Annotated in this window: 17 protein-coding genes; 8 read left to right on the forward strand and 9 right to left on the reverse strand. The window is 74.1% G+C overall.

Going from position 1 to position 21,952, the window contains the following annotated elements:
• On the reverse strand, positions 1 to 461 hold a 461-nt coding region (locus ACWCWD_RS31055), incomplete at its 3' end, for an ABC transporter ATP-binding protein (RefSeq protein WP_450777961.1).
• A gap of 13 nt (positions 462 to 474) precedes the next feature.
• The gene (locus ACWCWD_RS31060; RefSeq protein ID WP_450777963.1) at positions 475 to 1,146 is read right to left on the reverse strand and encodes a DUF4097 family beta strand repeat-containing protein; all 672 of its coding nucleotides are present in this window, start codon (positions 1,144 to 1,146) and stop codon (positions 475 to 477) included.
• Positions 1,147 to 1,417: 271 nt separating this feature from the next.
• Here ACWCWD_RS31060 and ACWCWD_RS31065 point away from each other — a divergent pair, with 271 nt between their 5' ends.
• Positions 1,418 to 2,182: a helix-turn-helix domain-containing protein gene (locus tag ACWCWD_RS31065; protein WP_450777965.1), complete on the forward strand. Its 765-nt coding sequence runs from the start codon at positions 1,418 to 1,420 to the stop codon at positions 2,180 to 2,182.
• A 126-nt stretch (positions 2,183 to 2,308) separates the two neighbouring features.
• On the opposite strand, the gene ACWCWD_RS31070 is transcribed toward ACWCWD_RS31065, so the two are convergent.
• The 3 genes from ACWCWD_RS31070 to ACWCWD_RS31080 all read right to left on the reverse strand — a co-directional run bounded on the left by ACWCWD_RS31070 (position 2,309) and on the right by ACWCWD_RS31080 (position 6,876).
• Positions 2,309 to 3,745: an ABC transporter ATP-binding protein gene (locus ACWCWD_RS31070; RefSeq protein WP_450777967.1), complete on the reverse strand. Its 1,437-nt coding sequence runs from the start codon at positions 3,743 to 3,745 to the stop codon at positions 2,309 to 2,311.
• 239 nt (positions 3,746 to 3,984) lie between these two features.
• Positions 3,985 to 6,165, reverse strand: coding sequence for a molybdopterin-dependent oxidoreductase (locus tag ACWCWD_RS31075; RefSeq protein WP_450777969.1), 2,181 nt, complete (start codon positions 6,163 to 6,165; stop codon positions 3,985 to 3,987).
• 99 nt (positions 6,166 to 6,264) lie between these two features.
• A complete protein-coding gene (locus ACWCWD_RS31080) occupies positions 6,265 to 6,876 on the reverse strand; it encodes a TetR family transcriptional regulator (protein ID WP_450777971.1) in 612 nt (203 codons plus the stop codon).
• Between the two features lie 204 nt (positions 6,877 to 7,080).
• On the opposite strand from ACWCWD_RS31080, the gene hmgA reads away from it, so the two are divergent.
• The 3 genes from hmgA (at position 7,081) to ACWCWD_RS31095 (ending at position 10,809) form a co-directional block, all read left to right on the forward strand.
• Positions 7,081 to 8,490 (forward strand): homogentisate 1,2-dioxygenase, encoded by a 1,410-nt coding sequence (gene hmgA, locus ACWCWD_RS31085; protein ID WP_450777973.1) that lies wholly within the window; start codon positions 7,081 to 7,083, stop codon positions 8,488 to 8,490.
• A 44-nt stretch (positions 8,491 to 8,534) separates the two neighbouring features.
• Positions 8,535 to 9,392, forward strand: coding sequence for a GntR family transcriptional regulator (locus ACWCWD_RS31090; protein ID WP_450777975.1), 858 nt, complete (start codon positions 8,535 to 8,537; stop codon positions 9,390 to 9,392).
• A 106-nt stretch (positions 9,393 to 9,498) separates the two neighbouring features.
• Complete coding sequence (locus ACWCWD_RS31095; protein WP_450777977.1) at positions 9,499 to 10,809, forward strand: type ISP restriction/modification enzyme; 1,311 nt, start codon at positions 9,499 to 9,501, stop codon at positions 10,807 to 10,809.
• A 421-nt stretch (positions 10,810 to 11,230) separates the two neighbouring features.
• Here the strand turns inward: ACWCWD_RS31095 and ACWCWD_RS31100 are convergent, their stop codons facing one another.
• The gene (locus tag ACWCWD_RS31100; protein ID WP_327174938.1) at positions 11,231 to 11,494 is read right to left on the reverse strand and encodes a hypothetical protein; all 264 of its coding nucleotides are present in this window, start codon (positions 11,492 to 11,494) and stop codon (positions 11,231 to 11,233) included.
• Positions 11,495 to 11,819: 325 nt separating this feature from the next.
• Between ACWCWD_RS31100 and ACWCWD_RS31105 the strand changes: the two genes are divergently transcribed.
• On the forward strand, positions 11,820 to 12,914 hold the full coding sequence (locus ACWCWD_RS31105; protein ID WP_450777979.1) for a DUF5925 domain-containing protein: 1,095 nt from the start codon (positions 11,820 to 11,822) through the stop codon (positions 12,912 to 12,914).
• A gap of 48 nt (positions 12,915 to 12,962) precedes the next feature.
• Here ACWCWD_RS31105 and ACWCWD_RS31110 read toward each other — a convergent pair whose 3' ends face one another.
• Positions 12,963 to 13,337 carry a GntR family transcriptional regulator gene (locus ACWCWD_RS31110; RefSeq protein ID WP_386894375.1) on the reverse strand — a complete coding sequence of 125 codons (375 nt, stop codon included), beginning with the start codon at positions 13,335 to 13,337 and terminating at the stop codon, positions 12,963 to 12,965.
• 153 nt (positions 13,338 to 13,490) lie between these two features.
• On the opposite strand from ACWCWD_RS31110, the gene ACWCWD_RS31115 reads away from it, so the two are divergent.
• Positions 13,491 to 14,048, forward strand: coding sequence for a DUF402 domain-containing protein (locus tag ACWCWD_RS31115; protein WP_450777981.1), 558 nt, complete (start codon positions 13,491 to 13,493; stop codon positions 14,046 to 14,048).
• A 106-nt stretch (positions 14,049 to 14,154) separates the two neighbouring features.
• Here ACWCWD_RS31115 and ACWCWD_RS31120 read toward each other — a convergent pair whose 3' ends face one another.
• Positions 14,155 to 15,705: a methyltransferase domain-containing protein gene (locus tag ACWCWD_RS31120; protein WP_450777983.1), complete on the reverse strand. Its 1,551-nt coding sequence runs from the start codon at positions 15,703 to 15,705 to the stop codon at positions 14,155 to 14,157.
• Between the two features lie 280 nt (positions 15,706 to 15,985).
• Complete coding sequence (locus ACWCWD_RS31125; protein ID WP_450777985.1) at positions 15,986 to 16,885, reverse strand: esterase/lipase family protein; 900 nt, start codon at positions 16,883 to 16,885, stop codon at positions 15,986 to 15,988.
• Positions 16,886 to 17,386: 501 nt separating this feature from the next.
• Between ACWCWD_RS31125 and ACWCWD_RS31130 the strand changes: the two genes are divergently transcribed.
• Together ACWCWD_RS31130 and ACWCWD_RS31135 are read left to right on the forward strand one after the other, a co-directional pair.
• Positions 17,387 to 20,839: a DNA polymerase III subunit alpha gene (locus ACWCWD_RS31130; RefSeq protein ID WP_450777987.1), complete on the forward strand. Its 3,453-nt coding sequence runs from the start codon at positions 17,387 to 17,389 to the stop codon at positions 20,837 to 20,839.
• Positions 20,836 to 21,876: a DNA polymerase Y family protein gene (locus tag ACWCWD_RS31135; protein ID WP_450777989.1), complete on the forward strand. Its 1,041-nt coding sequence runs from the start codon at positions 20,836 to 20,838 to the stop codon at positions 21,874 to 21,876. The genes ACWCWD_RS31130 and ACWCWD_RS31135 overlap by 4 nt, the downstream gene beginning before the upstream one ends.
• Positions 21,877 to 21,952 lie beyond the last annotated feature (76 nt).

The following is a 21,952-nucleotide window of genomic DNA, read 5'->3' on the forward strand; positions in this document are numbered from 1 at the left end:
GTCATGGCGATGTCGAGGCGGCGCTTCATGCCGCCGGAGTAGGTGGAGGCGGGCTTCTTCGCCGCTTCGGTGAGGTCGAACCGTTCCAGCAGTTCCGCGGCGACCCGCTTGCCCTCCGCCTTGGGCAGGTGGTGGAGGTCTGCCATGAGGAGCATGTTCTCCTCGCCGGTGATCAGTCCGTCGACCGCGGAGAACTGGCCGGTGACGCCGATCGCGGCCCGTACCTTCTGGGGGGCGGCGGCCAGGTCGTGGCCGCCGACGTTCAGCTCGCCGGCCTCGGCGGTGATGAGGGTGGAGAGGATCTTGACGACGGTGGTCTTGCCGGCACCGTTCGGACCGAGCAGGGAGAAGATCGTGCCGGCCGGGACGGCCAGATCGATGCCGTCGAGGACGGTCTTGTCGCCGTAGGACTTGCGCAGACCCTTCGCCGCGATGGCCAGGTCGGTGGTGGGGATTGCCATGGGAGGTGCTCCTTTACAGGCTGCGGGCGGTGATGTCGCCGTAGGCGGTGGTCGCGTGGATGTTCAGGGCGGCGGCGGCGCCGTCGGTGTTGGCGAGCGCGTTGTGGACCCGGCCGTAGGTGGTGCCGGCGTCCAGGGAGGCGGAGACTCCGCGGGCGGCGCCGACGGCGATCTCCCCGTGCGAGGTGCGCAGGGTGACGGTTCCGCGCACGGCCTCGGTGATACGGAGGTCGCCCTTCTGGGTGCTGATCTCGGCGGGTCCGCCCAGGCGGCCGACCGTGATGTCCCCGGCGAGAACGGTGAGTCGGGCGCTCTCGGTCTCGTCGAGCTTGACGGTCGCCTGCTGGCCGTCGAAGACGACGTCACCGAGCCGTCCGACGCCCCGGAGTTCGGCGGCGGCCGCCTTCACCTCGATGTGGGAGCCGGCGGGCAGCTGGACGGTCAGCTCGACCGATCCGGAGGGGCCGAGGATCCGGTTGGCCGCCTCGGGGGCCTCGATCCGCAGCACTCCGTCGGTGTGGGTGACCTCGATCCGCTCGGCCGCCTTGACGTCGCGGCCCTTGGAGGCGTCCGCGGGCAGGATCTCGACCACGGTGTCGGCCCGGTCCGCGGCGATGAAACGGATGTGTCCGGCGGGGATGTCGACGACGGCCGAGACCGGGGCGGGGGTGGTGAACTTCTGCATCGTTTTCTCCTTGGTCTGCTGGGCGGACCACCGCGGCCCGCCGTTTCCGACATGAGAAACGCTACGTTGCATTCATAGATCCGGCAACGACGTAATCCCCGAAATTCCGGTCTCCGCAGGTAGATTGAGGGATTTCATTGCAATGGATTTGCATCGAACGCAACGACCACACACGCCGTCGTTGCAATGGCCTGAGTGCGAACGCTAGGGTCGCACCATGAGGGCTCCGCGCGGACCGGGGCCCCTCGCACGCACCACGAAGGAGAACGCGATGCCGGGAGGCAGACTCACCCAGCAGGAGCGCCAGCAGATCGCGCTCGGACTGGCCGACGACCTGGCCTACGCGGAGATCGCCCGGCGTCTCGACCGCCCCACCTCGACCGTCACCCGCGAGGTCATGCGCAACGGCGGCCCCGCCGGTTACCGCGCCGATCTCGCCCAGCGCGCCACCGGGCGCCGGGCGCAGCGCCCGCGGCACGCGGAGGCCCGGGAGCCGGAGGCGCCCGCCCCCCCGGAGCACGGGCGGGACGCGGAGGCGGTGCGCGCGTACGAGGAGATGTTCACGGACGTCCTCGTCCAGTCGGGGCTGTCCAGGATGATGGCCGGGGTCCTGGTCTGCCTCTTCACCACCGACGCGGGCAGCGTCACCGCGGCCGAACTCGTCCGGCGCCTCCAGGTCAGCCCGGCGACCATCTCCAAGTCGATCGCGTTCCTGGAGAGCCAGGGGCTCGTCCGCCGGGAGCGCGACGAGGGGCGCCGGGAGCGGTACGTCGCCGACGACGACGTCTGGTACCAGTCGGTGATGGCGAGCGCCCGATCCACCGCCCAACTCGCGCAGGTGGCACGGCAGGGCGTCGGCGTGCTGGGGTCCGGCACCCCGGCCGCCCACCGGCTGGAGAACATCGCCCGCTTCACCGACTTCGTCTCGGAGAGCATCACCCGCGCCGCCGCACAGGCCCGCGACATCCTCGCCACCAAGCCCGCGGGGGCGGCACCGGACGGATCGCCGTCCCCCGGGACCGGTTCGGACGGCTGAGGAACGACGACGCCCCGGGGGCCGTCGCGCCGGTACGAAACCGGCGACGGTCCCCGCGGCGCTCCTCACGAGGACGCGTGAGTCGACGAGTACACGCCGGGGCGCGCGGGGCGGGGCGGGGGCGGCTCAGGCGTCCAGCCCCGGCACGTCCCTCGGCAGCGGGCAGATCCGCCGGCCCTGGTGGTCGAAGACGTACAGGTGCGCCAGGTCCACCAGCAGGGGCACCTGGCCGCCGGTGCGCAGCCGCATGTCCGGGCTGGTACGGACGACCAGGTCGCCGGGGGTGACGGCCGGGCGGTCGGGGCCGCTCATGGCGTGCCCCTTTCCGTTGCGGGGAGGTTCGCCGAGCGCCACCACCGGTCCGCTGATGTGGCCGGCCTTCTCCCGGAGGCGTTCCAGTACGCCGAGGCCGCCGCCCCGGGCCCAGGCCGTGCCCTCCCGGCGTCCGCGGCGCGCGGAGTCCCCGTGGTCGCCGTGGTCCATCCCTCCCGCACGCCCGCCCGCGGCGCGGCGCCGGCGCGTGGACGTTTCCGGGCGGGCGGATTCGAGGTCGGGCACCACGGCCGGCTGCGATCCGGTGTTGAGGTGCACCAGCGCCTCGTGGCCCTGGTACTCCACGTGCTGGACGATGCCGCCGAGCGCCACCTCGCCGGGGCGGGCCTGGCTCGGCGGGGCGATCCGTACGGCCTCGGAGCGCAGCCCGACGATGATCCGGCGGCCCTGCTGGATGCGGAGCAACTGGTGGTCGGGGCTGAGCGGTTCGGGCAGCGCGAGGCGCTGGCGGCCGAGGTCGAGCGACATCCGGCCTTCGAGCGGCGCGTGCACGACGGCCTGGAGGAGGTTGATCCTCGGGGTGCCGATGAAGGCGGCGACGAAGACGTTCTCGGGCAGCGCGTACACCTCGCGCGGCGCACTGACCTGCTGGAGCACTCCGCCGCGCAGGACGGCGACCCGGTCGCCGAGGGACATCGCCTCGGACTGGTCGTGCGTGACGTAGACGGTGGTGACCCCCAACTCCTTGGTGAGCTGGGCTATTTCCGCGCGCAGGTGGTTGCGGAGCTTGGCGTCGAGGTTGGAGAGCGGCTCGTCCATCAGGAAGACCGAGGGGCGGCGGGAGATGGCCCGGCCCATGGCGACGCGCTGGCGTTCACCACCGGAGAGCTGGCCGGGGTAGCGGTCGAGGACGCCTTCGATGCCGAGCATCCGGGCGGTGGCCTCGATCTGTTCGGTGGCGTCCTCGCGCGGGTTCTGGAGCTTGAGCGGGAAACCGATGTTGCCGCGGTTCGTCATGCTCGGGTAGAGCGCGAAGTTCTGGAAGACCATCGCCATGCCCCGTTCGCGGGGCTGGAGATGGGAGGCCGGTACGCCGTCGAGCAGGATCTCCCCCTCGGTGGCCTCCTCCAGCCCCGCGATCATCCGCAGGACGGTGGATTTGCCGCAGCCCGAGGGGCCGAGCAGCACCACGAACTCACCGGGTGCGATGTCGAGCGAGAAGTGGTCCACTGCGCGCGGACCCCGTCCGTACGCCTTGCTGATGTCCTGCAGAGAGATCGCGCGAGTCATGAGGGTTCCGCCCATGGAAAGGTGATGCGGCTGCACTGTGGGGAGCGGCTGCGTGGCCTGAAGTTAACCCACGGTGCGGGGTGTGTGAATGACTCGCGCGAAGGTTGCGACGGGAGAGGGCGGCGGAGCCGGAAGTGCCAGGGGTGATTCCGGTTGTCGCAATGTTTTCGCCCTGGGGACAAGGGAGTTGACGGGTACGGCGGGTGGGCGGCGACGGTCCTTCGACCGGGCCCGCACAGTCACCGGGCGGCGGTCACCAGGACCGGGAAGCCGTTGAGCACGGCGGTCCCGGAGAGCGGGTCGAGGAGGGTCCCGTCGAGCAGTTGGTTGACGTTGGTGCCGGGCCGGGCGGCGGCGACGGACAGCCGGGTGCCGGGGCGGCCGTGTCCCCAGCCGTGCGGCAGGCTCACCACTCCGGCGCGGATCGTGTCGGTGATCTCGGCGGGCGCCTCGACCGCTCCTCCCGCCGCCTCGATCCGGGCGGTGGCGCCGTCCACGAGGCCGATCCGGTGCGCGTCCTCGGGGTGGACCTGGAGGGTGCAGGTGTTCGTTCCGCCGCCCAGCGCCGGGACGTTGTGCATCCAGCTGTTGTTGGAGCGCAGATGGCGGCGGCCGACGAGGACCAGCGGGGCCGGGGTGTCGCCGAGCGCCTCCCGCAGCCGGTGGAGGTCGGCGGCGAGCGGCTCCGGGAGCAGCTCGATCCGGCCGCTGCGGGTCCTGAGGACCTCGGGCAGCCGGGGGCGGAGCGGGCCGAGGTCGATGCCGTGCGGGTGGGCGAGCAGATCGTCGAGGGTGAGGTCGTACGGGCCCAGCCGCAGCATCAGGTCGAGCCGGCGCTCGGGTCCGGTGGTTCCCGAGAGGCGTTCGGCGAGTTCCCCCGGTGCTCCGGCCCGGTCGAGTGCGGCGGCGACGGCATGCGCGTCGACCGTCTCCGGAGGCGCACCGTGGTTGCCGCCGACGGCGAGGATCAGCCGGGCGAGGATCTCGCTCTCGTCGAGGGCTCCTTCGTCCAGCGGTACGGCCGGGCGGGTGTAGCGGACCTGGTTGCGCACCGCGAGGGCGTTGAGCGCGAAGTCGAAGTGGGCGGAGCGGGAGGGCGGCGGCGGGGGCAGGACGACATCGGCGTGGCGGGAGGTCTCGTTGAGGTACGGGTCGACGCTGACCATGAAGTCGAGCCCTTCGGCGAGCGCCCGGTCGAGCCGGTCGCCGTCGGGGGCGGAGAGCACCGGATTGGAGGCGAGCACCACGAGGGCGCGGATGCGGCCCTCGCCGGGGGTGTCGATCTCCTCCGCCAGTGCGGCCATGGGGAGTTCGCCCTTGGCCTCGGGGTGTCCGGAGACCCGGCTGCGCCAGCGGCCGAGTGCGAAGCCCTTGCCGGGGCCGGCGGGGCGCGGGGCGCGTGCGGTGGCGGCGAGCGGGAAGAGGGCGCCGCCGGGGCGGTCGAGGTTGCCGGTGAGGATGTTGAGGACGTCCACCAGCCAGCTGGCGAGGGTGCCGTGCGCGACGGTGCAGCTGCCGATGCGCCCGTAGACGGCGGCGGTCGGCGCGGCGGCGAGTTCCCGCGCCACGGCACGGACCGTGGCGGGGTCGAGGTCGCAGGGCCCGGCGACCGCCTCCGGGGTGAAGTCCGCCAGGGCGTCGGCGAGCCGGTCGAGTCCGTCCAGGTGCCCGGCGAGCGCTCCGGGGGCCGCGAGCTCCTCCTCGAGGAGTACGTGGGCGAGGGCGGCGAGCAGCAGGGCGTCCGCGCCGGGCCGGATCGCGAGGTGGCGCCCGGCGAGCTTGGCCGTACGGGTGCGGCGCGGGTCGACGACGGTGAGCGTGCCGCCCCGGGCGCGGAGCGCCTTGAGCCGGCCGGGGAAGTCGGGCGCGGTGCAGAGGCTTCCGTTGGATTCCAGCGGGTTGGCGCCGATGAGCAGCAGGTGGTCGGTGCGGTCGAGATCGGGTACGGGGATGGCGTTGGCGTCCCCGAAGAGCAGCCCGCTGGAGACGTGTTTGGGCATCTGGTCGAGGGTGCTGGCGCTGAAGACGTTGCGGGTGCGCAGCGCGGCGATCAACAGGGGCGGGTAGAGGCCGCCGGCCATGGTGTGGACGTTGGGGTTGCCGAGGACGAGCCCGGCGCTCTGCGGGCCATGAGCACGTGTGACCTCGTCGAAGCGTGCGGCGACGGTGTCGAACGCCTCCTCCCAGGTCGCCTCGCGCAGGACGCCCTCACGGCGGACGAGTGGGGTCCGCAGCCGGTCGGGGTCGGCGTCGAGCCCGCCGAAGGCGGCTCCCTTGGGGCAGATGAACCCCTGACTGAAGACGTCGTCGCGGTCCCCGCGCACTCCGGTGACGGTGGTCCCCTCGATGGTGAGGGTCAGTCCGCAGGTGGCCTCGCAGAGCGGGCAGATACGGGGTGCGGTACGGGAGTTGGCGGACACGGGGCCTCCCCGGGGAGCGACTGGGTCAGCGCGAGCATACCGACCGGTACGCATGCCGGGGAGCCCCCGGACGGAACGGGTGTCCGGCGCGAAGCCCCCTCAGTCGAGCACCCGCGCGAGGTACGCGTGGAGCAGCACCCGGATCTCCGCGACGATCGCCGGATCGCCGGACGGGTCTTCACGGAAGGCGAGTTGGAGCGTGGCGTCGGCCGCCTCCACGCCGACCAGGACGGCCCGCCGCAGGTCCTCGTCCGGGCTGCCGCCCAGATGTCCCGCGAGGAGTTCGGCGAGCCGGTCCGCGAGCCGGTGGTTCGCCTGGTGCTGGGGGTCGTCGGCGTGCGCGGCGGCGCCGAAGTCGACCTGGGCGAAGCCGGGGAGCGTACGCCGCATCGCCAGGTACTCGTCGAGTACGGCGTCGATGGCCCCCCGCCAGTCGGCGGCGGGGACGGCGGCGAGCCGGGTGGTCAGGTGCTCCGTGTAGGAGTTGAGGTTGCGCACCGCGAGGGCGTCCACCAGCGCGCGCTTGTTGGGGAAGAAGCGGTAGACGGACCCGATGGGCACCTCGGCGCGGAGGGCGACGGCCCGGGTGGAGAGCTCCTCGTAGCCGGCCTCGTCGAGGAGTGCGGCGCAGGCGTCGAGTATCCGGGTGAGCCGTTCGGCGCTGCGCTGCTGGACGGGGGTGCGGCGCAGCTTCGGTTTCGGATGGGACACGGCCCCATCATGCCGGAGACCACCCGGCCCGGCCCCCGCTCCCGGCCCCGCCCGGCCCCCGCCCGGCCCGGCCTCCGGACGCGCGGCGATTGGCGTTGACGGGCCCCTTCTCCATTCCTACGGTGGTCCATAGGATTCATCCTCCACGGTTCCCGCGCGTTCCCGAGGGCCGCGGGGGCCCGTCTCGGCACCGGGAGCAGCGGTATGGGCGGCACGGACGGCACACGCGGTACGCGGAACACGAACGGCACACGCGGTACGCGGAGCACCGGCGGCACGGACAGCACGCACGGCACGGACACCACCGGGGGCGGCGCCGCGTCCGCCGGACCCCTGGCGTACTCCACCGGTTTCGGCAACGAGCACAGCTCGGAGGCGGTGCCGGGCGCGCTGCCGCACGGGCGCAACTCCCCCCAGCGCGCGCCGCTCGGGCTGTACGCGGAGCAGCTCAGCGGCTCCGCGTTCACCGAGCCCAGGGCCCGTAACCGCCGTTCCTGGCTGTACCGGATCCGGCCCTCCGCCGCGCATCCGGCGTTCGTCCGCACCGGCAACGGCGCGCTCCGTTCCGCGCCTTTCACGGAGACCGTGCCCGATCCCAACCGGCTCCGCTGGGACCCGCTGCCCGCCCCCTCCCCCGGCACCGACTTCGTCGCCGGGCTGTGGACCCTCGGCGGCAACGGCGACGCGGCCGGGCGCACCGGCATGGCGGTGCACCTGTACCACGCCGACTCCTCCATGACGGAACGCGTGTTCAGCGATTCGGACGGCGAGCTGCTGATCGTCCCCGAGCGGGGATCCCTGCTGCTCCGCACCGAGTTGGGCCTGCTGCGCGCCGCCCCCGGCGAGGTCGCGCTGATCCCGCGCGGGGTGCGCTTCCGGGTCGAGCTGCTCGACGCGACCGCCCGGGGGTACGTCTGCGAGAACTACGGAAGCCCCTTCCAGCTCCCGGAGTTGGGGCCGATCGGCGCCAACGGGCTGGCCAACGCACGGGACTTCCGCGCTCCGGTAGCCGCGTACGAGGACCGCGAGGGCCCGTTCGAGGTGATCAACAAGTTCTGCGGGAACCTCTGGACGGCGACGTACGACCACTCTCCGCTGGACGTCGTCGCCTGGCACGGCAGCCACACGCCGTACGTCTACGACCTGCGCCGATTCAACGTCATCGGCACCATCAGCTACGACCACCCCGATCCGTCGGTCTTCACCGTGCTGACCTCGCCCACCGACACCCCGGGGCTGGCCGACGTCGACTTCGTGGTCTTCGCCCCGCGCTGGCTGGTCGGCGAGGACACGTTCCGGCCGCCCTACTTCCACCGGAACGTGATGAGCGAGTACATGGGGCTGATCGAGGGCGCGTACGACGCGAAGGCCGGCGGCTTCGTCCCGGGCGGCGGTTCGCTGCACAACATGATGTCGGCGCACGGACCGGACCGGGAGACCTTCGACCGGGCGAGCGCGGCGGAGCTCGTACCACAGCGGATCGACGACGGGCTGGCGTTCATGTTCGAGACACGCCGTCCGCTCACGCTCACCGGTCACGCCGCCTCCGCCCCCCATCTCCAGCACGGTTACGACGGGGTGTGGCAGGGTCTGGACAGCAACTTCCGGCCATAGCTTCCATGTCCGGCGAGCCGGGGTGTGACCAGGAGGTGGACCGGATGCAAGCAGAACGTACGGACCGTGGCCGGACCCGACGGGGCGGACCGGCCGCCCCGGAGGGCGGCGACGGCGACCGGGGCACGGGTACGACTACGGGTACGGGGGTGGCGGCCGCCTTCGCCCCCGACTCCCTGGTGCTGAACGGGAAGCTCCCGCTCTGGTACCAGGTCTCGCAGTCGCTGCGCGCCTCGATACTCGGCCGGCCGCACGACGCCCCTCCCCGGCTGCCGACCGAGGAGCGGCTCGCCGCCCACTACGGGGTGAGCGTCCTGACCATGCGCCAGGCACTCAAGGAGCTGGAGTCGGAGGGGCTGATCAACCGGCAGCGACGGCACGGCACCTTCATCGAGCCCCGGGCCAGGCGGGTCTCGCCGGTACGGGTGCTCGGGTCCGTCGACGCGATCGTGGCCCAGCAGTCGGGCGAGCGGACGACGGTCCTCGGCCACGGCCCCACCGCCGTGCCCGGCGACCTGGCCCACCACTTCCCGGACTGCGCCGAGGTGGTCGGCTACCGGCGGCTGCGCTGCGACGCGGTGACCGGCGAGCCCGTCAACTGGGCGGAGAACATGGTGCGTCCGGAGGTCGCCGCCCGGGTCGACGCCGCCGAGCTGGAGCGGTGGCCGATGACGAAGATCCTGCGGGACACGGCCGGTGTGCCGATATCCCGGATCACCGACACCGTGGAGGCCCGCCTCGCCGACCCTGTCACCGCCGAGCTGCTGAGGGTGCCGCTGCTCAGCCCGATCCTGCACTTCACCGGCGTCACCTACGACAGTGGCGGCCGGGTGGTCGACGTGGCCCGCATCCACTACCGGGGCGACCGGTTCTCCTTCTCGGTGACGGTGGACGCGGACTGACCCGGCACGGCGCCCCACCCCGTCCCGCCCCGTCCCGCCCGGCACGCGCACCGGTTCGTCGGGAGAGTCGCCGGGGCCCCGCGGGACACCCCGCCGCCCGGTTACGATGCCCAGGGCGGCGGACGTGGCGAACGGGGGGGGCGGCACCGTGGCAGCGGATTCCCGGAAGGGCACCGGCCCGGAGGCAGCCCACCTCACCCTGGACGAGCTGATGCCGTGGTCCGTACGCCCGTTGCGGACCGGCAGATCCTGGATCACCGGCCCCGACCCCGCCTCCCTGAAAGCGCGCTGGGAGCAGCTGGCGCGGGCCGACGGCGAGGAGCAGGAACGGCTGTTCCGGCCCACCCGGTTCCGCACCCCGCACACTCCGGTCGCCTCGCTCCCCGGACAGGCCACCTCCACCGGGCGGTTCGCCCGGGCCCCGGGGGCGTACCCCGAGCCGGTACGCGTCCTGCACGGGCCGTTCGACGAGCAGTGGCTGATTCCGGACCACCGGCTGATCGACGCCGCCCGCCCCGAACTCTGGCGGGTGGCCGACGCCCACCAGCTCTTCGCCGTCGAGCACGGGTACCTCCCCGGCGACTGTGGCCCCGCCCTGTCGGTGACCGCGCTGCTCCCCGACGGGTACGCGCCCGCCGGCCGGCCCGGACGCGTCCGGCCGCTCTTCCGGCGTCCCGGCGGGGTCGAACCCAATCTGGCCCCGGGGCTGTGCGCCGCACTCGGAGCCGTCGGCCCGGGCAGGGACGCCGGGCTCGGCCCGGACGGTGGGGAGGTGACCCCGGAGTCGTTGCTCGCCTGGACCCTGGCCGCAGCGCGCCCCGTCCCCGGCGGGTGCCTCGTGCCGCTGCCGCGCGAGGGTGCGTTGTGGTCGGCCGGGGTGGAGCTGGGCCGCGAGCTGCTCCGGCTCCAACTGCGCGGGGCGCGCGGGGGCGAGCGGCCCCGGCTGCCGGGCGGACGGCGGCCCTACGTGCGGTCCGCGGTGCCGCCCCGGCCGGGCTCGGTGGCGTACGACGCGGAGAACGGGACGCTGCTGCTCGACGAGGGGCGGATCGCCCCGGTGCCCTCCGGGGCCTGGGAGTTCCGGGTGGGCGGCGTGCGGATGCTGGAGGTGTGGTTCGGCCGGCGGGCGGCCGCGTGGACCGGCGCGGAGCGGGACGGGCTGGACGCGGTGGGACCGGCCGTCTGGCCCCGGGAGTGGACCTCCGAGCTGCTGGAGCTGATCACCGTACTGGCCCTGCTCGACGGAGTACGCGACCGGCAGCGGGAGTTGGCCGTGCAGATCGACGCGGCGCGGACGCTCACGCGGGAGGAGCTGCGGGCGGCCGGGGTGCTGCCGGTTCCGGCGGCGGCGCGACGCCCGGCGACGGTGCTAGGCGGGCAGGAGGAGGGGCCCGGGGGGCAGTTCGCCCTGCTCTGAGGGCGAGTCCGTTGGCGCCGATCGGCCCCGACTTCGGCAGCTGGAACGCCCCGCGCCCGCGCAGGTCGCGCGCGGCGCGTAGGACCGCCGACCGGGTACGGGCCGGCCGACGGGGTGCGGGCCGGCCGACCGGGTACGGGCCGGCCGACGGGGTGCGGAGCGGAAGAACCAGTACGGGCGCGGGCTGCCGGGCAGGGAGGGGGCCCGGCATCCGTACGCCGTTCGTCCATGCCGCGTCCGCGCGCGGGCGGGTGCCGCCGTACGCCCCGGGGAGGACGGGCGGGCAGGCGGCGGTACCGGCATCAGGACATCGGAGCGGGGAGATCAGGACAGAGCGATCTCCCGGGCCGACCCGCGCGAGGGCCGACCCGGTGGCGGCCGGGCCTGTTTTCGGCCGGGCCGGTCGTGGCAGGCCGACCCGTCAGTGGCGGCTGCCGAAGAGCGAGCGCCGCAGTCTCCGCAGCGGGGCGAAGAGCGACACGCGGGCGCTCTTGCTGCCGTGGCGGTGCGCGGCGTCGCGCGAGGTCAGCTCGCGCATCAGCAGCGTCGCCTCGGCCGCCTCGCGCTGCGGGACGGCAGGGCCGCCGAGCACCGCGAGATGGCGGTCGAGCCGCGAACTGGTCGCACTGCTTCCACATGTGATGGCAGGCACGCGCGGCCTGCTGCGGACCGTTATCTGTTCCATGTCACTCCCCACCCGTACGAGGGCACCCGGTGCGGGCAGGTTAACCCTATCGCTCCGCAAGGACACACGCGTATCCCGGGCGCAGGATTACGTACACGCATGCGGTGGTTGACGGTGCGTCACGCAATTCGCCTGATACGGGCGGAACTTGGAGGATTCGTGAAGCCCTCGCGCCCGCCCGCGCCCGCCCCCGCCCACCCGCCTCGTGCCCGCTCGCGCCCGCCCCCGCGAGACCCCCGCATCCGGCGCACCCGGCCGGGACGAGGGGCCACACCCGTCGGGGAAACCCGGTGCGCCGGGCCGCACGTTGGCGGATCATGGGCGCATGTCTGCCAACCTCGAGTCCGCGCTGCCGATCCGGCTCACCGTCGACGACAGCGACTCCCCCTCCGACGTGATGGACTCGCTGTTCCTCGGCCGCTTCACGACGGGCGAGCAGCCGTATGCGCACAGCTCCTCGCTGGAGCGCGTGAAGCCGGGCAGGACGCTCGTACCGTCGGACGCCACGGTGGTGCGGACCGCCCGCGAGGACAACCGGAGCGCGACGCTCGCCGAGGGCGCGGGCTGGACCCTGCTCGCGCGGCGGTGGAGCCGGGGCGCCGACGTCAACGTCACCGCGACCAGCGCCGAGCTGGCGGAGCGCGTCCTCAAGGAGGCGACGGACGGCGCCCAGGACGAGCCCGAACCCCAGCCCGAGGACGTGAGCATGGGCTTCTGGTACGTCTCGCCGCAGCGCGGGCCGCACCGCACCACCCGCCGGATCTCCGCGGGCACCTGGGAGCAGGTCCGCCCCAACTACTCGGCCCAGGTGGCCGGGGCGATGGACGGGCTGATGAAGGTCACCCCGGACGACATCTCCGGGCGGCTCCTGCTGCTGCACGGCCCGCCCGGGACCGGGAAGACCTCGGCGCTGCGGACGCTGGCCCGCGCCTGGCGCGACTGGTGCCAGGTGGACTGCGTCCTGGACCCGGAGCGCCTCTTCAACGACGTCGGTTATCTGATGGACATCGCGATCGGCGAGGACGACGGCTCGGAGAAGGGGCGGTGGCGGCTGCTGCTCCTGGAGGACTGCGACGAACTCATCAGGGGCGAGGCCAAGCACACGGCGGGCCAGGCGCTGTCCCGGCTGCTCAACCTGACGGACGGTCTGCTCGGCCAGGGCCGGAACGTCCTGGTGGCGGTCACCACCAACGAGGACCTGGAGCGGCTGCACCCGGCGGTCGTCCGGCCCGGCCGCTGCCTGGCCCGGATCGAGGTCGGCCCGCTGAGCAGGCCCGAGGCGGTGTCCTGGCTGGGTACGGAGGAGGGCGTCGGCCGCGAGGGGGCGACCCTGGCCGAGCTGTTCGCGCTGCGCCGGGGCAGCGGTCCGGCCTCCGTGCCGAAGCAGGACGCGGGCGCGGAGGCGGGCCTGTACCTGTAGCGGTGCGCGGCGGGCCCGGGCACGGGGCCTGCCGCGTGACGCCCGCCCTCACCCCTCGTACGCCGCCCGCAGCGCGTCCTCGGCGAGGGCGCGGGCGTCGGCGCGGGAGAGGCCGAGGCGCCTGGCCTCGTCCGCGTAGGCCTGTGCGGCGGTCGCGGCCCTGCGGTCCGCCGCGTCCCCGGCCGCCGCGACGAAGGTGCCGTTGCGGCCGCGGGTCTCGATGACGCCGTCGGCCTCCAGGGCCCGGTATGCCTTGGCCACCGTGTTGGCGGCCAGGCCGAGTTCTTCGGCGAGCCCGCGCACGGTCGGCAGCCGGTACCCGACCGGGAGCGCGCCCGAGCGGGCCTGTTCGGAGATCTGCGCGCGCAGTTGCTCGTACGGGGCGGTGCCGGTGTCCGGGTCGATCACGATCGTCAGAGTCACGGTGCAGATTCTGCACCTCCCGCCCGGAAACCCGGAGGCGGCCCGTCGATTCCCCCACGTAGGGTCGGCCCCGTCCACGCGTCCCTCTCCGGGAGAGGGCCGCGCCATCGACGCCCGGTCCGGGTCACCGGGCGCGCGCGACGGAGGTACGTCATGTCCGCACAGCCGGCATCACCCACCGGGGGAACCGGTGACGGGACCGGCGAGGTGGCCGCCGACGGGGCCGTCGCCCTGACCGTCGTCCTGACCAAGGCCGGCCGGACCAAGATCCGTTACCCGGCCCGCGGACTGGCCGACGACGGCAGCCGGGTGACCGTCCTCGCCCCGTGGGCCGCCCCGGGCGTACGGGACTTCGGCTTCGTGACGTTCGCACCGGGTGACGTGTTCACCGAGCACTACTGGCGCGACCGGTGGTACGCGGTGAAGGAAGTCCGTACGGGCGACGGCCTGTTGAAGGGCTGGTACTGCGACATCACCCGCCCCTGTGTCGTCGCCGGCGACGAAGTGCTGGTGGAGGATTTGGACTTGGACCTCTGGGTGTCCGCGGACGCCTCGGAGGTGCTGCGGCTGGACGAGGACGAGTTCGCCGAGAGCGGGCTCGCCGGGCGTGATCCCGCGGCGGCCGCGGCGGCGGTCGGCGCCCTGGACGCGCTCGAACGCCTCGCCCGCGCGGGCCGTCTCCCGGAGCTGCTCGGGGGCGTCGGCCCATGACCTCCGCCCCGTCCCGCCGCCCCCTTCCGTCCCGCCATCCCCTTCCGCCCCGCCGCCCCCTGCCGCGTCGTCGTCCCCTTCCGCATCGTCGTCCGCCGGGGCCGCGTCAGACGGCGGGGACCTCCCGCCCGGCCGCCGGTTCGCCCGCGCACGGCGCGGGTGCCTCGCGGGCCGGGCCGCCGGCCACGAGTTCGACTTCGAAGCCCGCGTCGTTCTCCAGGTAGGCGGCCCGGTGCCCCTCGCCTCCCGCGTAGGGGTGCCGGTCGGCGAAGAGCAGCCGCCAGCCGTGGCCGGGGGCCTGTGCCACGAGCGCGTCGAGCGCCTCCCGGTCCTCGACGTGGAACGCGAGGTGGTTCAGGCCGGGGCGGAGGCGGTCGTGGGTCCGCGCGACGGCGTCCGGCGACTCCTCGATCACCACGTAGCTGTCGCCGCGCCGCCAGCTGCGGCCGTGGGACCAGCGCTGGTACGGCAGGTGGCCCAGCCGGCCGAGCAGCCAGTCCCAGCCGGGTACGGCCGCCGCCAGGTCGGAGACCCACAGTTCGATGTGGTGCACCCGTCCGGTACCGGCCCCGGCGGACGGCAGCGGGACGGCCCGGCGCGGGACGGCGGGGTCGTGGGCGACCGGGTCGCCGTCCTCGTGCCAGTGGATCAGGAAGCGTTCGCCCGAGCGGTATCCGTCGAGGCCGGCCCGGCAGTACGCGACCATGTCCTCGGGCAGCGAGTCCAGCCGGAACCAGTCCAGCTCCGAGCACTTGTCGGGCTCCGCGTTGTACGGCGCCCGCTCGGGGTCGTACTCCGCTTCGAAGAACCAGCCGGTGCGCGGGCTGCCGCCGGGGCCCCGGTGGTGCATGACGAGCGCGACGCGCAGTTCCTCCGGCTGGAGGGTGACGCCGATCTCCTCGGCCGCCTCGCGGACCATCGCCTCGCGCACGTCCTCCCCGTCCTCCAGGTGGCCGGAGGGCAGGTGGAGGAGGCCGTCGGCGTAGCCCGTGCCGGCCCGGCGGGCGAGCAGCACCCGGGGTCCGCGCCGGAGGATCAGGTGGACGTCGACGACCTCGGTGTGGCGGTACCGGGGTTCGGCGCGGGCCACGACGGCGTACCGCTCGTCGTCCACGTCCTTGCCCCAGAGGCGGGAGTCCTCGGAGAGCGGTTCGTGGTGGACCCGCTCGGTGTGCGGGGCGAGCAGGGCGGTGAGCAGGGCGGCGGAGACGCCCACCCCGTTCCACACCCCTTCGATCAGGACGAGCCGGCCGCCGGGTTTCAGCAGGCCGAACCAGGTCGCCAGGGCGGCCTCCGGGTCGGGCAGCGCCCAGAGGACGTGCCTGACCAGGACGACATCGAACCGCCGGTCGCCCACGGGCGGCCGGGCGGCGTCTCCGGTCAGCACGTCGGCGCCGGTTCCGGCGAGTTTGTCGCGGGCCTGGGCGACCATGCGGGGCGACTGGTCGACGCCGGTGACCCGGTGCCCCTGGCCCGCGGCGAGCAGGGAGAGGCTGCCGGTGCCGCAGCCGAGGTCGAGGATCTCGCAGGGGGTGACGGGGAGCCAGTTCTGCAGGCGCTGTGCCCAGGCGTCGCGTACGACGGGGTCGAGCAGTCCGTGGTCGGGTTCTTCGTCGAAGGAGTCGGCGGCCTCGTCCCAGTAACTGATCGTCGTCATGGCCTCCATGGTCCCAGCCCCTGCCCGCCCCCACGGTACGGACGGTACGAATTGCGACCGGTCGGAGCCGTATACGGCAAGGGTTGCGGCCGACAGGCCCGTCGGCGCGAGATTCCACGGCCCGGGTCGCCCCACCACCGGATGATCTCCCGGCCTCTCGCGGGCTCACGGCCGCCGTACCGCCGGCCGTCCCGGACCGCACGCGCCCCGCTGCCGCACCCCCGTCCCGTACGGCACCCGGCCCCGCGCGGGGTGCCGGATGCCGTACGGGAGGTGTCGGTCAGCTGAGTGCGGAGGTGCAGTCCGTCGTGGTGGCGTGGGCCGGGTCGAGCGCGTTGGCCACCTCGTGGAAGGCGATCTTGTCGGTGGTGCCGATGAGGACGTGCTCGGAGACGTCGACCGCGCACAGGTCCTGGAGCAGGACGTTGCGGACGTTCGCGCCGCTCAGGTACTGGGTGCGGTACGGGGTGACGACCTCGTCGTACTGGGTCGAGATGACGGTGTACTTCACCCCGGCGACCGTGTCGGGGAGGGAGTTGAGCTTGGTGACGAACGGCGATCCGGCCACCTGGTCGGCGAGCCCGGGGGTGGCGGAGTTCAGCAGGGACTCCGCCCCGGGGAAGTACGGCAGCAGCTTGGTCAGGCCGAGGAGGGTGGTGCCGTGGTTGTCGGGGGCGAGCGCGACGAGCGCGTTCACCTTGGCGGCGCCGCCGAGGAACTTCAGGTAGTAGTTCGGCATCATGCCGCCCTGCGAGTGGCCCACGAGGTCGGCCTTGGAGGCGCCGGTGGCGGCGAGCACCTTGTCGACGAACGTGCGGAGCTGGGCGGCCGACTGGTCGATGGGGCCGAGGCCGTTGAAGACCGGCACGCCGGGGAGCTGTCCGTAGTCGAGCGAGAAGACGCAGTAGCCCCGGGCCACCAGGTAGGGGGCGAGCACGATCCAGTTGTCGACGGAGTTCCCGAAGGTGCCGTGGACGAGGACCACGGGGCGCGGGTGGGCGGCGGAGGGCTTGCAGGAGTAGTCGTTCCAGCCGCTCGTGGTGGCGGCGGCCGCACCGGCCGAGGGGGCGGCCGAGGCGGCGGCGGCCGAGGGGCCGGCGAGGGCGGCGACGGCGAGGAGCAGTGCGGCGAGCGTTCTGCGCGCACGGGGGGCTCTCGGCGTACGGATCCAGGGCAGCATCGTGGGATCTCCTTGCGGCTCAGGGAGTGCGATGTGGGGGTGTGCCCTGTGGCCCGGACCACAAGCTTTATGTGCTCATGCCAAATTACGCACGAGTAGATTCGCGGGGGAAGTTACGCGTCGGTAAAAAAAATCCCCCGCCGCCGACGACCATCCCGGCCCCCTCCCCCGCGACGGGGCGCGCCCCCGCGCCACCGGCACGCCGGAATCGCACCACCGGCACGCCGGAATCGAACACCCCACTCCGCCACCGGGCCGCGAAGGTGATGCGCCACACCTCGGACGGGGCCCCGGAAGGCACCTCTACCCCAAGTGCCGTACCGGGCGACGAGGGTGACGGACCAGCACTCCACCCCCGCACCCCTTGTTCGAATACTTCCGCACCGACCGGGGCCTTACCCACTCGCCGACCAGCGGTGATGGAGTTAAGGTAATCGAACGAACGTACGAGGAACGTATCGGGCAAAGGTCGGAAATGGGGTGGCGGAATGGAGGTGCGGCATGGCGGGCTTCGCCCATCTGCACGTCGCGTCCGGTTACTCCGCCCGCTACGGCGCCTCGCACCCCGAGCACCTCGCGCGGCGGGCGGCCGAACTCGGCATGGCGGAGCTCGCGCTCACCGACCGGTCCACCGTGACCGGCGCTGTTCGATTCGCTCAGGCGTGCGCCCGGGAAGGGGTACGGCCGGTCTTCGGCATCGACCTCGCGGTGGAGGCCCTCGCCCCGCCGCCACCGGCGCAGCGCCCGCGCACCCCGGCGCGCGGGGGCGCCCATGTCGTGGAGCCGCCGCTGCGCGTCGTGCTGCTCGCCCAGGACCGGGCGGGCTGGGCGCGGCTCTGCCGCATCACCTCGGCGGCGCACGCCGACGCGGTGTCCGGCACCGCACCGGTGGTGCCGTGGGCCGCGCTGCGTGAGCACGGCGGCCCCGGTCTGACCGTGCTGCTGGGCCCGTTGTCGGAGCCGGTACGCGCGCTGGCGGCGGGCCGCGAGGACGTCGCGGTGAAGCTGCTGGCGCCGTGGCGGCAGCTCTTCGGGGCCGGGCTGCGCCTTGAGGCCGTGGCGTACCGGCGGGCCGGCACGGGCCCGGGGTCGCTGCGGCTGGCCGCCCGTACCCTGGCGCTGGCCGACCGTACCGGCGTCACCGCCGTGCTCTCCAACGCGGTCCGTTACGCCGACCCCGCCCAGCACCGCCTGGCCGACGTGCTGGACGCCGCGCGCCTGCTGCGCCCCGTCGACCGGCGCCGCCTGGACAGCGGGCAGCGCTGGCTCAAGGGCGAGGGCGCCATGGTCGCCGTCGCCCGCGCGGTCGCCGCGTCCGCCGGTCTGGACGACCGCCGGGCGCGCCGGCTGCTGGCGGACACCGCCGCGACGGCCGCCGGATGCGCCCTCGACCCGGCGGCGGACCTCGGGCTGGGCGCCCACCACTTCCCGGAGGCCTCCCTGTTCGGCGCCGGGCCGGACAGCGGAGGCGCCGCCAGGCTGCTGCGCGAACGCGCCGAGGCGGGCCTGGTCCGCCGGGGCCTGGACCGCAACGCGGACGCCAGGGAGCGGCTGGACATGGAGCTCGGGGTGATCTCCCGGCTGGGGTACGACTCGTACTTCCTCGCCGTCGGCCAGGTGGTGGCGGACATCCGTGAGCTGGGCATCCGGGTCGCGGCGCGGGGGTCCGGGGCGGGCTCGATGGTCTGCCACACCCTGGACATCGCCACCGCCAACCCGCTGGAGCACCGGCTGCTGTTCGAACGCTTCCTCAGCGAGCGGCGCGGTTCGCTCCCGGACATCGACATCGACGTGGAGTCGGCGCGGCGGCTGGAGTGCTACGACGCGGTCTTCGCCCGGTTCGGCAAGGAGCGGGTCGCGGTCACCGCGATGCCCGAGACCTACCGGGCCCGCCGGGCGCTGCGGGACACCGGTCTCGCGCTCGGCATCGCGCCGGACGAGGTCGACCGGATCGCCAAGAGCTTCCCGCACCTGCGGGCCTCGGACATCACGAGCGCCCTCGCGGAGCTGCCCGAGCTGCGGCAGCTGGCGTCGCGGGCGGAGCGGTACGGGCCGCTGTGGGAGCTCGCCGAGGGGCTCGACTCCCTGGTGCACGGGATGGCGATGCACCCGTGCGGGGTGATCATCAGCGACGCGGGCCTGCTCGACCGGCTGCCGGTGCAGCCCACCCCGCAGGGCGACTACCCGATGGCCATGGCGGCGAAGGAGGAGGTCGAGGCGCTGGGCAACATCAAGCTCGACGTGCTCGGGGTGCGGATGCAGTCCGCGATGGCCCACGCCGTCGACGAGATCGAACGCGCGACCGGCGACCGGATCGACCTGGACGACCCGGCGCAGGTGCCGCTCGACGACGTCTTCGCGTTCAAGCTCATCCAGCAGAGCGAGACGATCGGGCTGTTCCAGCTCGAATCGCCCGGTCAGCAGGATCTCCTCTCCCGTCTCCAGCCCCGCAACCCGCAGGACGTCATCGCCGACATCAGCCTCTTCCGCCCAGGACCGGTCGCCGGAGGCATGCCCGAGCGGTACGTCGCCGCGCGGCACGGCCGGGCCCCCGCCTACGCCCACCCGGACCTCGAACCGGTTCTCGCCGACACCTACGGGGTGACCATCTGGCACGAGCAGATCATCGAGACCCTCTCCGTGATGACCGGCTGCGACCGGGCGATGGCCGAGGTGGCCCGCCGGGCGCTCGGCGACCGGAAGCGGCTGCCCGCCATCGGCCGGTGGTTCCACGACCGCGCGTCGGCGCGGGGGTACGACCCCGAGGTCCGCGCGAAGGTGTGGGCGACCGTGGAGGCGTTCGGCGCCTACGGCTTCTGCCGCGCGCACGCGGTGGCCTTCGCCGTACCGGCCCTGCAGAGCGCCTGGCTCAAGGCGCACCACCCTGCGTTCCTCCTCGCCGGGCTGCTCGAACACGACCCCGGGATGTGGCCCCGGCGCGTCATCGTCGCCGACGCCCGCCGCCGGGGCGTGCCCGTGCTGCCCGTGGACGTCAACCGCTCCCGTACCCGGTACGTGGTGGAGCGGACCGGCGACGAGCGGTGGGGGGTGCGGCTCGCGCTGTCCGCCGTACGCGGCATCACCGAGGACGAGAGCGCCCGGATCGAGGCCGGCGCGCCCTACGACTCGCTGTCGGACTTCTGGCAGCGGGCCCGTCCCAGCCGGCCGCTGGCCGAACGGCTGGTCGAGATCGGCGCGTTCGGCGGGCTCGGCGGGGGCCGGCTCACCCGGCGGGACCTGCTGCTGCACGTCGCCGAGCTGCACCGGCAGTCCCGCGCCCGGTCCGCCGGCGACGGGCAGCTCGCCCTCGACGCGGGGGCGGCGGGCGGGGCGGAGCCGAGCGGTCTGCCGGAGATGACCGGCCGCGAGGCACTGGACGCCGAGCTGAACACACTGGGCATCGACGTGTCCCGGCACCTCATGGTCCACCACCACCGGCTGCTGCGGGAGATCGGCGCGACGGACGCCGCGCACCTGGCCGACGTGCGCCAGGGGCAGCAGGTCCTCGTCGCCGGGGTGCGGGCCTCCACCCAGACGCCGCCGATCGCCAGCGGCAAGCGGATCATCTTCGTCACCCTGGAGGACGGCTCGGGCATGGTCGACCTGGTCTTCTTCGAGGACTCCCACCCGGCGTGCGCGCACACCGTCTTCCACAGCGGGCTGCTGCTGGTGCGCGGCACCGTGCAGGTGCGCGGCAACCGGCGGTCCGTCGTCGGCACCATGGCCTGGGACCTGGACCGGATCGCGGCGGCCCGCCGCGACGACGGCCCCGCCGCCGCGCTCGCGCTGCTCGGCGGGGAGCGCCCGCACCCGACGCCCGCGCAGCCGGGGCGCACTCTGGCCAACGGCACCTCCGGCGCCCGACTGCACCCGTACGCCGACCTCCAGCCGGCCGGCAGCCGCTCGGCCGACCTGCGCAAGCTCGGCCACACCAGCCAGGGGAGCGCGGGATGACGCCCCCTCGTCCGGCCCGCCGCCACATCGCCCATCTCCACCTGCACGCCGTGCCGGACGAGGAGCGGTACGCCGACATCGTCGAGCTGATGACGGGCATCACCCCGCACGTCCAGGCCGTACCGCCCGACGCCGTCCAGCTGGACCTCACCTCGGCACTGCGCTACTTCGGGCTGACCCCGTACGACCTGGTGCAGCTGGTCATGCTCCGGCTGTTGGCGCTGTACGGGATCGAGTGCGGCGCGGGGCTCGCGGGCAACCGCATGCTGGCCGCCATGGCGGCCGACGCGTCCGGGCCGGGGCAGACCACGGAGGTCCCCGGCGACCGCGCGGACTCCTGGCTGCGCCCCCGCCCGGTCACCGCGCTGCCCGGCATCGGCCGCGCCACCGCGACCACGCTCGGGCGGTACGGCGTGCACACCATCGGCCAGATCGCCGACCTGCCGCCGCTGACCCTCCAGCGTCTGCTCGGCGTGGGTCCCGCCCGGCTGCTGGCGGAACGCGCGCACGGCCGCGACCCGCGCCCGGTCGTGCCGCAGGAGCCCGCGGCCCACCTCTCCGTCGACCGGGTGCTCGACCGGGACTGCCTCGATCCCGGCCTCCACCACCGGGCGGTGCTGGGGCTCGCCGAGCGGCTGGGCCAACGCCTGCGGGCCGCTCACCAGGTCGCCGGGCGCCTGACGCTCACCGTGCGGTACGCCGACCGGACGTCCAGCACCCGTACCCGTACCTCCCCCGAGCCCACCGGCCACTCCCCCCTCCTCGCCGCCACCGCCCTGGGGCTGCTGGACTCGCTCGGTCTGCAACGCGCCCGGGTGCGCGCCTACACGCTGCGCGCGGACGGCCTCTCGCCGGCCGGGGACGCCCCGCGCCAGCTCTCCCTGGACCCGGTCGACGACCGGTCCCGCGCCGCCGAAGCCGCCTCGGACCGGGCCCGCCGCCGCTTCGGCGCCGGGGCCGTACGGCCCGCGACCCTGGCACCGGCACCGGCGGGGGCACCGGCACGGACACCGCGCAGGCGCCCGCCCGCCGCGTGAGACGCCACCGGCGCGCCGGTCTCCCGCCCCTTGCGCCATTCGGCCCGCCCCGCCTGCGCGAGACGCCGGGCGGATC

Source organism: Streptomyces sp. NPDC001493, from assembly GCF_053597235.1.

Bases quoted from the DNA above. Each gene is read 5' to 3' on its own strand.
- ACWCWD_RS31060 (WP_450777963.1), bottom strand. From the start codon at position 1,146: ATGCAGAAGTTCACCACCCCCGCCCCGGTCTCGGCCGTCGTCGACATC.
- ACWCWD_RS31105 (WP_450777979.1), top strand. From the start codon at position 11,820: ATGTCTGCCAACCTCGAGTCCGCGCTGCCGATCCGGCTCACCGTCGAC.
- ACWCWD_RS31135 (WP_450777989.1), top strand. From the start codon at position 20,836: ATGACGCCCCCTCGTCCGGCCCGCCGCCACATCGCCCATCTCCACCTG.
- hmgA (WP_450777973.1), top strand. From the start codon at position 7,081: ATGGGCGGCACGGACGGCACACGCGGTACGCGGAACACGAACGGCACA.
- ACWCWD_RS31095 (WP_450777977.1), top strand. From the start codon at position 9,499: ATGCCCAGGGCGGCGGACGTGGCGAACGGGGGGGGCGGCACCGTGGCA.
- ACWCWD_RS31120 (WP_450777983.1), bottom strand. From the start codon at position 15,705: ATGACGACGATCAGTTACTGGGACGAGGCCGCCGACTCCTTCGACGAA.
- ACWCWD_RS31065 (WP_450777965.1), top strand. From the start codon at position 1,418: ATGCCGGGAGGCAGACTCACCCAGCAGGAGCGCCAGCAGATCGCGCTC.
- ACWCWD_RS31100 (WP_327174938.1), bottom strand. From the start codon at position 11,494: ATGGAACAGATAACGGTCCGCAGCAGGCCGCGCGTGCCTGCCATCACA.
- ACWCWD_RS31130 (WP_450777987.1), top strand. From the start codon at position 17,387: ATGGCGGGCTTCGCCCATCTGCACGTCGCGTCCGGTTACTCCGCCCGC.
- ACWCWD_RS31125 (WP_450777985.1), bottom strand. From the start codon at position 16,885: ATGCTGCCCTGGATCCGTACGCCGAGAGCCCCCCGTGCGCGCAGAACG.
- ACWCWD_RS31115 (WP_450777981.1), top strand. From the start codon at position 13,491: ATGTCCGCACAGCCGGCATCACCCACCGGGGGAACCGGTGACGGGACC.
- ACWCWD_RS31090 (WP_450777975.1), top strand. From the start codon at position 8,535: ATGCAAGCAGAACGTACGGACCGTGGCCGGACCCGACGGGGCGGACCG.
- ACWCWD_RS31070 (WP_450777967.1), bottom strand. From the start codon at position 3,745: ATGACTCGCGCGATCTCTCTGCAGGACATCAGCAAGGCGTACGGACGG.